The organism is Saccharopolyspora sp. NPDC000995 (assembly GCF_053599315.1).
Genome location: NZ_JBSFLZ010000096.1, coordinates 15,822 through 28,386, shown reverse-complemented (window position 1 = coordinate 28,386; position 12,565 = coordinate 15,822). Strand labels below are relative to the sequence as shown.

Annotated in this window: 10 protein-coding genes; 6 read left to right on the top strand and 4 right to left on the bottom strand. The window is 65.0% G+C overall.

The window, feature by feature from the left end; all coding sequences use genetic code 11:
* Positions 1–284: 284 nt before the first annotated feature.
* Complete coding sequence (locus ACWDKQ_RS25965) at positions 285–680, bottom strand: hypothetical protein (protein WP_450141375.1); 396 nt, start codon at positions 678–680, stop codon at positions 285–287.
* 526 nt (positions 681–1,206) lie between these two features.
* On the opposite strand from ACWDKQ_RS25965, the gene ACWDKQ_RS25960 reads away from it, so the two are divergent.
* Both ACWDKQ_RS25960 and ACWDKQ_RS25955 read left to right on the top strand, forming a co-directional pair.
* Positions 1,207–1,593, top strand: a complete 387-nt coding sequence (locus ACWDKQ_RS25960; protein ID WP_450141374.1) for a hypothetical protein — start codon at positions 1,207–1,209, stop codon at positions 1,591–1,593.
* A 253-nt stretch (positions 1,594–1,846) separates the two neighbouring features.
* On the top strand, positions 1,847–3,454 hold the full coding sequence (locus ACWDKQ_RS25955) for a response regulator transcription factor (protein WP_450141373.1): 1,608 nt from the start codon (positions 1,847–1,849) through the stop codon (positions 3,452–3,454).
* Between the two features lie 46 nt (positions 3,455–3,500).
* Here the strand turns inward: ACWDKQ_RS25955 and ACWDKQ_RS25950 are convergent, their stop codons facing one another.
* Positions 3,501–4,592, bottom strand: a complete 1,092-nt coding sequence (locus tag ACWDKQ_RS25950) for a Dyp-type peroxidase (RefSeq protein ID WP_450141372.1) — start codon at positions 4,590–4,592, stop codon at positions 3,501–3,503.
* Positions 4,593–4,755: 163 nt separating this feature from the next.
* Here ACWDKQ_RS25950 and ACWDKQ_RS25945 point away from each other — a divergent pair, with 163 nt between their 5' ends.
* A complete protein-coding gene (locus tag ACWDKQ_RS25945; protein ID WP_450141371.1) occupies positions 4,756–6,078 on the top strand; it encodes a right-handed parallel beta-helix repeat-containing protein in 1,323 nt (440 codons plus the stop codon).
* 7 nt (positions 6,079–6,085) lie between these two features.
* On the opposite strand, the gene ACWDKQ_RS25940 is transcribed toward ACWDKQ_RS25945, so the two are convergent.
* Entirely contained in the window at positions 6,086–6,865 is a 780-nt protein-coding gene (locus tag ACWDKQ_RS25940) for a hypothetical protein (RefSeq protein ID WP_450141370.1), read from the bottom strand.
* Positions 6,866–7,064: 199 nt separating this feature from the next.
* Between ACWDKQ_RS25940 and ACWDKQ_RS25935 the strand changes: the two genes are divergently transcribed.
* A complete protein-coding gene (locus ACWDKQ_RS25935; RefSeq protein ID WP_450141369.1) occupies positions 7,065–9,494 on the top strand; it encodes an SdrD B-like domain-containing protein in 2,430 nt (809 codons plus the stop codon).
* A gap of 532 nt (positions 9,495–10,026) precedes the next feature.
* On the opposite strand, the gene ACWDKQ_RS25930 is transcribed toward ACWDKQ_RS25935, so the two are convergent.
* Positions 10,027–10,581 (bottom strand): DUF2020 domain-containing protein, encoded by a 555-nt coding sequence (locus ACWDKQ_RS25930; protein WP_450141368.1) that lies wholly within the window; start codon positions 10,579–10,581, stop codon positions 10,027–10,029.
* Positions 10,582–10,803: 222 nt separating this feature from the next.
* On the opposite strand from ACWDKQ_RS25930, the gene ACWDKQ_RS25925 reads away from it, so the two are divergent.
* Both ACWDKQ_RS25925 and ACWDKQ_RS25920 read left to right on the top strand, forming a co-directional pair.
* On the top strand, positions 10,804–11,640 hold the full coding sequence (locus tag ACWDKQ_RS25925) for a class E sortase (protein WP_450141367.1): 837 nt from the start codon (positions 10,804–10,806) through the stop codon (positions 11,638–11,640).
* Complete coding sequence (locus ACWDKQ_RS25920; RefSeq protein WP_450141366.1) at positions 11,641–11,796, top strand: hypothetical protein; 156 nt, start codon at positions 11,641–11,643, stop codon at positions 11,794–11,796.
* Positions 11,797–12,565: the final 769 nt, after the last annotated feature.

Here is a 12,565-nt window from a genome sequence, read left to right as displayed (position 1 = left end):
GCTGTGACGTGCAAAGACCCGATAGCCGGGCGACCTCAGCCGCCCGGCTCCCGAACCACAACACGTCTCTCACAACGAGAACACGCCTCCTTCAGGCAGCAAGGTTCACCACGCCACTGAAATCCGTGAAGGGTCACTTTCGACGGATATGCTCGCGAGCGAAAAGGGGAACTGCAGCACGTATTCGTACTCACGAGTCAAAGCGCATGACCCGGAGCTCGAACGGTGCGGTTTCGATGACCGGCTGCGCATGCCCATCCATCGGGTCAAACAGCCGAACACCATCAGTATCGTTCACAGCCACCCGACACTCTCCCGGCCCCGGGTATCTCTCCTCCGCAACCACACAGCACTTGGGTCTGCGCGGGGAAAGAAGCGATCTCCTCCAAAACCCCGAACCAATGCTCATGAACACTAACACCGACCACAGGGCCAAGCGGGGCCACCATCGGACCAAACCACGCAGTCTGCGCGGGCTCCGGCGGCGGCATCACCCCTGCTTTCCCGTCCAGAGGCACGCAGATCATCTCCGCCAACATCGGCTCGCCAGACTCCACATAGGGGCAAGCGAAGAACGCAGCCTGCTCCGCCGAGAGAATCGCCTCCTCACCCTTCAACGTCGCACGCTGCCCATAAGTGTCGTGAAACCAGGAGCGTGCCCGCTCCGCGAGCTCGTTCATGCCCCTACGCCCCTCACCTGCCAAACCATTTCCAGCGCAGTATGAGCCCGCCGCTGTCCGTCTCCAAGCCGCTTACCCGAAGGTCAGGCGCAACCTGCCCGCCGGGTCCACTGTCTCCCTGGTGGTGTATGCGAGCGACGCCTGTCGGTGACAGCCTTCGATGCCCGACCGGTGACCAAGCACTCGCACAACGCGGAGTAGCTGGCGCATGACCAGCACTTATGGCGTGTTCCTCGACCTGACGTACGGGCGACCACCATGCCGCGGGCCTGGCCCCGACCGGAAAGCCCCCTGCACGATGCACCCCGGCCCACCAGCGAACCCAACTTGCGGTAGTGTTCGACAAGCTCGCCGAGCACGGCCCCGCCTGGAATGCGGAAATCCAGCACTGCGGCCGCGGCGTGGTTCACCGAGCCTCGGCAAATTGGCGACGTCAGATATCAGAACTGCCGGAATTCCTTGCTCGTCTGCCCGTTCGTTGGCTGATTTCGGCGGCGCAAGCGGTCCAGTATCCGGCGGAGAGGCGTTGCCAGACGACAGCGACGTCGGTGTGGATACCGAGGGTTCGGCCGAGGATTGCGGCGGGGATCTCGGTGGCGAATTGCAGGAGCGCGGCGCTCCGGCCCTGGTTGGGCGGATCCCGAAATTGTTCAGCCGGTGGGTCAGCTGTGCGGTGCTGATCGGCCCTCCCGGCTCGCCGCCAGGGAAGACCCAGGACGAGGGCGCGAACGCTCCGATGGTGGTGCGTCCCTTGCGGTTCACGGTGACGAAACGGGTCAGGTCGGCAACGGGGTTGGGTTGGTACCGGCACATCACCTTCTCCATGGTCGCCGCGGCGTTCCTGACCGTGACCGCCCATCGCGAGCGTCTCCGCGATCGAGAAGGGGTTCCAACACCGAACCGGATGACCTGATTCCTGGACATACATAATGCGGGTCTCCCACGGTCCATGTGGCGTCTGAGGTTCCGCCACCCGCACTGCCACGCAAACCAATCTGCAACCGCTCCTTATCTGATCACGACGAACGCTCCAACCCGATCGGGCGGCATCAGTCCCGATCGGGTGACATCCGTGGCGGATTTCCCATAGGTCATCCGCGCGAAGGCCCAGTACCTCATACTTATGAGTGAGATCTATCGGCTTGATTCGAGGAGGGGCGGAAACGGTGCCGGACAGCACTCAACCCGCTCGTGTCTCAGTAGCCGATCTACCGGAAGCGTTAGCCAGGACCGCCGAGGACCGGGACTGGACCGCACTAGAAGCTTGGTGCGACCAGCACATCCTCGCGGTGGAGGGCGAACTCGCCGCTCGGCTACTTCTCGTGCTTAGCCAGGTACCGGACGAGGAGCTGCGCGCACGACCGCGCCTGATGATCTCGTGGGTCAGCGCTTACCACGCGGCGAAGCAATCAGACGTCAGCGAGCTCCGGCCGTACCTGCGCCACTACACAGAACTCGGTACTCGCCTGGCGGCGACGATGGACATCGCGGGCGAGACTTCGGTGGCGACCCTGGTCACGGTCGGAACCGCGGCGATGATCGGGTTACGCATGCAGGGGGCGTGTGACGAGGCCGAGGAGTTGGGACAGCGCCTGACCAACCGCGCGGCGCAGCTCAGCCCACTGCCCGGCATCGATGTGGTACCGCGCACTGGCTGGCTTCCCATGCAACGGGGTCTGACGCGTTCGTTGATGGATGACTTTCCGGCCGCGGTCGAGTTGTACCGCCACGCGTATGAGCACGCGACGGTCGAGCCGATAACGGCGGCCACTGCCCTCAACGCGACGGCAAATCTCGCCATGATCTTCGCCGATCTTGGGCACGGTGTCATCGCGCGGCAGTGGCTTGACCGGATGCGTGGATTCGCATCGCCGTCCCAGCGGATCCGGTTCCTGCTCACCGTGGGTGGGACGATCGCCGAAGGCTGGGACGCGCTGGACCGCTACGACGAGGCGAGCCTCGCGAACTGCCTGGAGATCACCGGTGACGGCACGAAGCAGCTGGAAGTCTGGCCCTTCGTAGCGGCTCTGGTGTTTGCACACGGGCTATATCTCGGCGATCGGGTGACGTCGCTGGCCCATCTCGGCACGCTCCGGCTCAGCCACGCGCCCGCGCTCGTCAAACAGGGCACCGCCGTGCGGGTGATGCGACGCGCCCACGTCGAGCTGCTGATCGCCACCGGCCAGGCCACCCGCGCACTCCGGTTGATCAAGGAGGCGGACCCACAAGCGTCGTGGCTCGCGCTGCCTGCCGCCCGGCTCCGCCTGCTCAACGGCGAATACGAGGCGGTCCGCGCGATAGCTTCGCGCATTTCCTGGCACGAGACCACCTCGCGCCGTGACGCCCGGCAGATGCTGCTCCTCAGGGCGATCGCCGCGCTGCGGATGGGCGACAAGGAAGAGGTCCACCGGGCAGTTCAGCTGGTCGGGCACGTGCGCACCCCCGATGAAGTACTCTCGCTCGCCTCGTTGTCACCGGCCGATCGGGACGACCTGTTCCGGCTGGCCAGCGTCCCCCTGACCGATGAGGCAGCGCAGCGCCTGGAGCTGGCCCGGCCGGTGTTCCCGGAACGCGTCCAACTAGTCGAACTGAGCAACCGCGAGCAGGTGGTACTCACCGAACTGGGCGCCGGCCTGACCATCGCGGAGGTCGCGCGCAAGCTCGTCGTGTCCGTCAACACCGTGCGCACGCAGGTGAAAAGCGTCTACCGCAAACTAGAGGCATCCAGCCGGGAGGACGCGCTGATGCGTGCTTACGAACTTGGCGTACTCTGACGTCCACTATGGATTTGGATGCATCACTGTCCACTGTGCTCCATGATCAGTGGAACAGCGCGGAGCCGAGCGGGTGTTGTTGGTCGAAACCGGGGAGTATCAGGAAGGTCCCGCTGGCGGTGGTGGTGGTAAATTCCAGCAGCGCGTCGGAATTGTCCATCCGGGTCAGGGTGTTGGTGAATGTTCGTATGTCGTTTTGGAAGCTGATGAAAAGGAGGCCGGGAGCGGATTCGTCGGTGCTGTAGGAACGACGGAGCATGAGGCCGACGCCAACGACGTTGGAGTGCGCTCTGCGGACGTGGGCGTCCGCCGGGATGAGGTAGCGTCCGTCCGGCGTTTTGGCGCCGAGGTCCGGGTCCGAGGTTATGGTGCCACCAGAGAGAGGCACGCCGGTGGCTCGGTACCGACCGAAGACTGCCTCCTGGTCGGCAACGGACAGCGCGGCGAACCGCGGCAGGTCGAGTTCCATGCGTCGCAGCACGGCAATGGTGCCGCCGGCGACTAAAGCCGGCCCGGCCAGCCACAGGTCTCGTTGTTCTTGGACGGTGGTGTGCGGGCCCACGATGCCGTCGATGAAACCGAACAGGTTTCGTGGCGCGGTAAGGCCCTGATCTACCGGAATGTTCGAACCACGGCGCCCGGACTGCCGCCAGCGTTGGTGTATCCGGTCACCAGCCTGGTCCAAGAGCGCGGCGGCGACGATCGGTATTACCAAGGCGTCGCCGGCGCAGATCTGTATCAGCAGGTCACCGCCGCGTGCCTGCGGGGCGATCTGCTCACGGGAGAACTGTGGGAGATCCACGGCGCCGGGCAGGGAAGGATCGACCATGCGCACCAGTCGGGGGCCCACTCCGATCGTCACGGTGAGATCGCCCGGCGGTAGGCCCAGCAGTCGCGCATCGGTCCCCGCAGTGAGGGTGAGGATAGCTTGGCCGAGGTCGGCCAATAATTGGCCGACAGCCACGGAATCGCCGAGGTCGGCCACCACGGCCAGCAGGTTGGGCTGGGCTGGCTGCGGGAGCGTGATGCCCGCCTGGTACTGGCCCGTCGGCGACACCTGCGTGGTTGACGCGGGGGCATCAAGTTGGCCCGACGGAGGGGAGCCCGATTCGCACCCGGCGGTGAGGCCGGCGGCCATTACGGTACCGGTGACACCGAGGAACGCGCGGCGTGATGGGCGATGATCGACTCGGCTCACGGTATGGAGAGTGCCATATCCGCGCTCCCGCCCATATCCGCCCTCCCACAGGCGAATCCGGTGTCCATGCCAAACTGCGATCATGCCTCGTTTCAGTCTTCGCGTGACAGTCGCGGTGCTGGTTGCGCTGATGCTCGTATTGGTCGGCTGCGGTGCCGGCGATGACGGATCGGGCCAGGGCCGACGACCGACCGGTGCGCACGTGACGATCCGAGTGCCGGCTCACACCCCGACAATCTCGTCTGCCGTGTCTCTTGCTCAGCCCGGTGACCTCGTGTTGGTCGCACCGGGCGTATACCATGAGTCCGTGAAGATCGCCACGGCTGGAATTACTCTTCGTGGCGAGTCTCGGGACAAGGTCATTATCGACGGGCGGTTGCAGCAGCCGAACGGCATCGTCGTCGCCGCACCCGGGGTGGCCGTGGAGAACCTGACCGTCGAGAACAACACGCAGAACGGGGTACTGGTCACCGGTTCGGCGAAAGCGGTTGCCGGGTTGCCGGGGACAAGCGGCGGCTACGACACCGGCAACGAGCCCGTCACTTTCCTGAAATCGTTCTTGGTTTCCCATGTGACCGCGACCCGCAACGGGCTGTACGGCATCTACGCGTTCTCCGCGCAGGACGGTGTCATTGAGCACTCGTACGCGTCAGGTGCGGCTGACTCGGGGATCTATGTCGGGCAGTGTAAGCCGTGCAATATCGTGGTGCGGGACAACATTGCCGAACTCAACGCGGTCGGTTACGAAGGCACCAACGCCAGTGGCGAGATGTACGTGGTTGGTAACCGTTTTGCCGGCAACCGGGTCGGACTCACCATCAACTCCGACCATCAGGAGAAGCTGCTCCCACAGCGGGGTTCCGTCGTCGTCGGCAACCTGGTCGCGGGCAACCAGCAGGCACCGACCCCCGAGCAGGCCGACGGCGGGTGGGGCATCGGTATCGGCATCGATGGCGGCAGCGCGAATCAGTTCAGCCGCAACCGAATCTCCGGCAATATCAACGCCGGGATGCTGATTACCGCAACCGCCGACCTACCACCGGAGGAAAACCAGATCTTGGAAAACACTTTCGCCGCCAACGGCATTGACGTCGGCTGGACGTTTCCCACCGCCACGCAGGGACGAGGTAACTGCCTACACGCCAATGATCTGCTCACGACGGTGCCCGCTCAGCTCGTGACGACCGCGTCCTGCCCGGTTCCTGCCGCATCGCCCACGCCGTCCGGCACGTGGGCGATGCCGAAGGCACCCGGCGGTATCCCGTTCACCGATGTGGCTGTGCCTGACGCACAGCCACAGTTCCCGAATGCCACCACCACCGGCGCCACGGCTGTTCCGGCCGTTCCGGCGCTACCGGACACCGCAAGCATCCCGCTGCCGTCAGCGTCACTGCTCGCCGGCAACGCGCTGGTGCAGACATCCTGAGCGGCGCCTACGGCGTCGGGCTGACTCCGGGTACCGGCCGAACCGGAACATATTTCTCGGTGTCGAAATCGATGACCACTGGCTGCGGTTCGGAAGCCACATTGACCTGAACCCGATACATGGTGCCGTCCGAGCCGATCCAGTAGCGCACGGTGCCCGCCGTACCAGGCTTGCCACCGGCGGCCGGCCCGGTCATGACATCCACCTGGTAACCGTCCAACTCGTCCCGTCCAGTCCAGGTGGCGCCGTTCTGTGGCAGAAGTTCGGCGTTGTCAGGCCGGTCGCTGCCGAGACTGAGCGCGATGGCCAACGAGGTGTCCAGCGCACTGCCGGTCGTTTGCAGCGGACGGCTATACCACTCCGACCCGGGCGGCGATGCCGGTGCTTCCGCCGGGGTGTTCGCCGTCGGGTGGACAAGCACGGTGGCGGCCGTCCATTCGATCAGCCCGCCGCTGGACGTATCGCGCCCGGTGCCGTGCACCACGCCGTAACCGAGTTTGGCGCGGTAGTCGATGGACCCTGTGATGACCAGCCCACCAGCGGAACTCGGCACGTTGATCGTCACCGCGCGGCCCCCCGACTGGTAATTGCGAAACCGCGTGATCGCCAGCCGGTTCCCCTCATCCGAGGTCAATGCACGTGGACCGGTGGGGCCCGAGCCGTTGCCAGTGACCAGAAACGCAACCACCGCGGCGACCGCAATGCCCAGGGCGGCCACCACCCACCGTGGCCGCAGCCATCGGCGTCGGCCGGCCGCGCGCTGCGGGAAACCTTGCAGGATTCTCATGCTCCGCACGCGGCGCAACGTTAACAGGTTCGCCGATTCACCCCTTAAATCACCCGGTTTTCGGTGTAAATGCAGTGCATCGTTCTGGTTATATAGGCCGGTTCTTGCTCACCTGACAAGGGGGACAGCTATAGCTATGAACCGAGCCGGTAGAGGATTCAGCCGGACAACCGGGAAACGTACGGGCCGACTGGCGCGTGTGGGGTTGTCCGGGCTGTTGCTGATAGGCAGCGCGACAGGCCCGATGGTGGGGGCGGCCGGGGCTTCGGCGGCTGACGGCACACTGACGGTCGAGGTGCTGCGGGATTTCTTTGGCACCGGCGTGATCAACGCCACCATGGATGTGCCGCAGCAGGGCATGAAGGTTGACGTTACCGACCCCACCGGCCATCACGTCACCGGCATCACGGATGCCACCGGAAAAGTCGTGGTGTCGCCGTCGACCGTGCTGACCGGCGGCCAGTACCGCGTCGATGTCACCGTTCCGGCCCCCTACAGCAATTATTTGCGGGCGGCGCCGGCTTCGACCGCGCCGAACCACTTTGACAGCTTCACCACGTTCGTGGACGTGTCGGGCGGCAAGAACGCCTCGGTGATAACCGGGGTCTGGGACGCGGCCGACTACACGCTCCCCGATTCCCGGTACTTCGTGCCGATCCAGAATGGTGCTAGTGGGACCGACACCCGGGCATTGGTGGCGTTCGGAGTGAACACCCGGGGTAGTTGTCCCAGCGACGTGGCGTGCCCGACCACGCTCGCCACGCAGTCCCAGGTCGGCACGACCTTCGGACTGGCCTACGACAAGTACCGGCACCGACTGTTCCAGAGCGAGTTCGCCCGGCGGTACGCCCCGTACGGACCGGATGGCGGTGACGCCATCTACGCCGTGCCGGCCAAGGGCGGAGGCGCGCCGACCCTGTTCGCGAAGGTGCCCTTCGCCACGGTGACGCCGCACGACACCGCGAACATGATCAAGGATCCCGGGTTCACCGACGCGCCGGGCAAGGAGAGCATCGGTGGCCTGGCCCTGTCGGAAGACGGCGCGACGCTGTACGCGGTGAATCTGCTGGCACGGACCCTGGTGAGCTTCGATGCGACCGGGGCTACCGCACCAGTACCCGAAGCGATGGTGCCGATTCCAGACCCGGATTGCGCGGCGCCCACCGACTGGAGGCCGTTCGGGCTTGAAACGCACAACAACACGCTCTATGTCGGTGGCGTGTGTTCCGCGGAAAGCACCCAGAACCGGTCGGACCTCAAGGCTGTCGTCTATGCCTACGACGGCGAGCAATTCAACACGGTGCTGACCCACCCGCTTACTGCCGAGCGCGGTGCCGTCTTTGCCGGCCACCCGAGCGAGGGACAGAACAACCACTGGAACCCGTGGAACACCGACCTGTCAACCTGGGACGAATTGCGCCTGGGCAACGCCTTCATCGATCCGCAACCGGAGTTGGCCAGCCTCGCCTTCGCCCGTGACGGTTCGATGGTCCTGGGTTTCCGCGACCGGTTCATGGACGTTCTCAGTGCGAGGGGGCTGGATCCTCGACCGGGCAACGACACCCCGGAACTCGGCATGTCCGGCGGTGACATCAACATGGCCTGCGCCAATCCAGCCGGTGGATACTCGTGGGAAGGCACCGGAAACTGCCCCAACCACGCGACATCCGCCACAAGCGGCGGCCAGGGCAATGGTGTCGTCGAATACTTCCCGGGCGAATTCTTCTCCGGCGGACACCAGGAAACCGCGTTAGGCGCGGTGGCCTACATTCCGCAGCAGCAATGGGTCATCAGCACGGAGTTCGACCCGACCGTCCACATCGAGACCAGCGGAACCGGATACCACAACATCAAGACCGGCGAGGGTCCCGGCAACAACCCGGCCGCCAACGCCTACGAGTTCGTCAGTCAGGCGCAGAACGGATTCGGTAAGGCCGGTGGGCTCGGCGATATCGCCTATACGGCAGCGAATGCGCCGATCCAGATCGGCAACGTGGTGTGGTTCGACGGCGACCACAACGGAATCCAGGACCCCGGGCAGGTGCCGCTACCGAATGCGACGATCAACCTGTTGGACGCCAATGGCAAAAAGGTCGCCACGACCAAGACCGATGCCGCCGGCGAGTACTACTTCGGTGGGGTCGGCGCCGCCTACGAGCTCACGCCGGGTGCGAAGTACACAGTGCAGTTCGACGTGTGTACCGCGAACACCAGCAAGGTACCAAGCCAGCCACCGGCAACCGAGCTCCGGTTCACGCTCCCGCTGGCCGGTGATGACCGGGCACATGACTCCAACGTGATTCCGCCGACCACCGGGCAGCTGTGCAACGGATACGCACCTGTCACGGCGCCGACCAACCCAGGAGGTGTTGATCACACGATCGACGCCGGCGTGTACATCCCACAGGCACCGCCGACCTCGACACCGCCAACATCGACACCGCCGACGTCTGTCCCGCCGACGAACCCGATGCCAACCACGCCGCCCCCATCCAACACGCGGACGGGCGCGCTGGCCAACACCGGTATTCCCGGCCTGCCAGAGATGATCGTCCTCGGTGTCCTACTCCTCGGTGCGGGCGCGGCATTGGCGTTCGCGAACCGGAAGCGTCGCGCCAAGCAACGCTGAAAACCAGGTGGTCTGCCCGCCGGCGATCCGGAACTGGCGCGGGCGGGCAGACCACGCCTGGTTGAGTTCTGTCAAGGCTCAGCTTTCCAACGGTCCACCCGGCGGCTGACAACGAGCTAGGACTTCTGCCCGCTCTCGACTGTCACGAACTACTCATCTCGTCTGAACCCATGACAACGCATCTTTCCCACAATCTTCCCTTCGTATCGTGCAGACATCGTCATGAGCCAAACGCGGAAGGAAACCGCCGAGCAGGTCGAGTCGGAAAAACTCAGCCGCCGGATTGGTGTTCGGCCCGCACACAGTCCACCACTGCTATGAGACCGAGTCGCTGCGGCGCGGGCGGCGGTCGCCGTGGCGCACGAGTTGTTGAGGCACGCGCCGGTTGCGTCCGACGGAGGTTTTCTTCTTTGCTTTCAGGTACACGGATTGCCCACAGCCATTGGTACACCCAACCCAGATGCTGGCCCTTGCCTGCGCAGGTGGCGAGCGGATGATTACAAGATCCATTGGCCGCTGCAGACCGTCTGCGTCAGAGGTCGAGAGCGGAAACTACTTGTTTCGTAACGGTTCTCGCCTTGACCGTCTGCTTCTGGTCGGTGGTGACCACGATCGCCACGCCCTGCTTCGCGACCGCGTAGACCGCACCCGCGCCCGTCTGCTGGTATCCGCCCTGCCAGCCGGGGGGTTCGGTCGCAGGGTTGCTGCTGTCCACGGGCGCCGCATGGTTCACCAGAGCGGTCGCCACGGCGGGTTCGCCGACGTAGGTGCGCACGGTCAACTGGACGTTCCCGGCCCGGTCGTAGAAGAAGCACGCCGGGTGGGGGCGGTCGGCCGAGAGCTTCACCTCCGACACCCGCTGACCATTGGCCTCGGCGACGAAGTCGGTGGCGAGGTAGGGACACGGTCCCGCCGCTACCGGCTGCGGCTCGGGCGGCAGTGCCCGGGCAGCCGAGGTGGCCGTGACCGGCGGCGGCACGCTGGACAGGGGCGGCGCGGTGGCCGGTCCTGACAGCTGCGAGCAGGCCGCCGCGGCCAGGGCGGTGACCAGAGTGAAAGTTCCGAGAACAAGCACGACTCGACGCATCGGGCAAAGTGAACCACGCCCTGAGCGGCTACTGCCACCTTCAAGATCGGTCCGCGGTCGACAGCCTGCTCGACTTTTCGCTGCTGCCCTCGAACCGTTCCGCGCCGGCTACAAGGCCACGACTGGCGCTGAAGGCGGTCGCGGGCGCGGGCCAGTGGGTGGCTGGCGAGCAGTACCTTCCCGCGCATCGGGCCGAACACCGAGCCGACGAGAGGAGCGCGCATGGCGATAAGGCAAGTACCTCCGCCGAAGTCGTCGCCCAACCATGTTAGGAAGACTGTGCGCGCCCTGGGCGAATTACTGATCACGGCGGGCCTAGTGGTCCTGCTGTTCGTGGTCTACGAGGTGTACGTGACCGACGTGATCTCCGCCGGGAAGCAGACCGACGCGGCCTCGACCTTGGAAGGCGACTGGGCCAAGGGCCGTCAGTTGCATCCCGAGCTGATCGACGGGCAGGCCTTCGCCAAGATCTATATCCCCAACTTCGGCGCCGACTACCACTTCACCATCCAGCAGGGGACAGCCGACAAGTCGCTGGAAATCGGGCCCGGACACTACAAGGGCACAGCGGTTCCCGGGGAACCCGGCAACTTCGCGGTCGCCGGGCACCGTGTCGGCAAGGGTTCGCCCTTCAACGACCTCGACCTGCTTAGCTCCTGTGATGCGATCGTCATCGAGACCCAGACAGACCTCTTCGTGTACCGCGTGCTGCCGTACGCCGACGAGATCGCCGGCTGGGACACCGGCAAGGGCCGCGACCCAAAGTGTGTGGCGGTCAGCACGCTGCGGACGAACGCGCCAGACGGCGGTCCCTACGGTCAGACCGTGGGCCGCGAGGTGGTGAACCCGGACCAGGTCCAGGTGATCGCCCCGGTGCCGCACAAGCCTGCCGACGTGCTGCCGGCCGCCCAGCAGGTCGCGCTGCTCACGCTGACCACTTGCCACCCCCAGTTCTCGAACCGGCAAAGGCTCATCGTGCACGCGGTGCTGACCAACCAGTACCCGAAGAGGAACGGCACAACCTACGCGCAACTGCTACAAGCCCTCGGGGAGGGATAGATGTACGGCTGGATCTGGCGGCACCTGCCCGGACCGCTGGGCGCGAAGCTCGCCCTCGCGGTCGTGCTGGCCCTGGGCGTGGTGGCGCTGCTGTGGTTCGTGGTATTCCCATGCCTGGAAACGCTGCTGCCGTTCAACGAAGTGTCGGTGCAGTAGGGCCGCCCCAACAGTATGGTCTGGTAGCCATCCGCGTCCTCGCCGGATAGCCGCGCGAGAGCAGCCTCCCCATCTTCGGCCAGTACAACGCCGCGTACTTCGCCCACGTGTCATCGCATACGTGGCTGTACGGTCAATACAAGACGATCGGCTGCAGGCACTCCTTCGTCATCCTGTGCTCCGACCAAACGGCCACGATACCGAGCGACTCCCAGGGCTTGGACAAGGTCGATCTGAGAGTTGCGGCGGGTTTCTGTCCAGGTGGGACGCGATACGAGGGCGCGGTTTCCGGTGGGAGATCATCGGGTTGTCCAAGCCGTGACGGTCTATCCAGGAGCCGCGCTCTTGTGTTCCCGGCTTCCCTGAGTCCTGTCCGCTCAAGCCGTTGCTGGCCAAGCGGTTCCCGAACACGAAGCCGGTCTTCCAGCAGTGCAGAGACGGGCGGCCAGGTCTGATTTGGCCATCCGGAAGCTTTTTTCGACCCTTGTCGGGTGTTTTCGTACGCGATTCGTGCTGGTTCAGGTCCTACTATGGGTTCACCCGAAGCAATCCGGCAGACCGGATCGGGTTCCTCAATGAGGAGCGGCCCACGGCGATGCGCTCGAACTCACCCAGCTCGCTCGGGAGTCGCTACGAGAATTTCCGGGTCTGAATGAGGGCATGCTGCTCGCTCCGGCTAGGAGATGCCGACCGGGGCGACCTGGTGGTGCTGATCGACGAGCTCTTCGGGGAATCCGAACCGGACGCCTGATGTGACCGCTGTCCAGTA

Bases quoted from the DNA above. Each gene is read 5' to 3' on its own strand.
- ACWDKQ_RS25920 (WP_450141366.1), top strand. From the start codon at position 11,641: ATGTACGGCTGGATCTGGCGGCACCTGCCCGGACCGCTGGGCGCGAAG.
- ACWDKQ_RS25965 (WP_450141375.1), bottom strand. From the start codon at position 680: ATGAACGAGCTCGCGGAGCGGGCACGCTCCTGGTTTCACGACACTTAT.
- ACWDKQ_RS25930 (WP_450141368.1), bottom strand. From the start codon at position 10,581: ATGCGTCGAGTCGTGCTTGTTCTCGGAACTTTCACTCTGGTCACCGCC.
- ACWDKQ_RS25950 (WP_450141372.1), bottom strand. From the start codon at position 4,592: ATGGCCGCCGGCCTCACCGCCGGGTGCGAATCGGGCTCCCCTCCGTCG.
- ACWDKQ_RS25925 (WP_450141367.1), top strand. From the start codon at position 10,804: ATGGCGATAAGGCAAGTACCTCCGCCGAAGTCGTCGCCCAACCATGTT.
- ACWDKQ_RS25940 (WP_450141370.1), bottom strand. From the start codon at position 6,865: ATGAGAATCCTGCAAGGTTTCCCGCAGCGCGCGGCCGGCCGACGCCGA.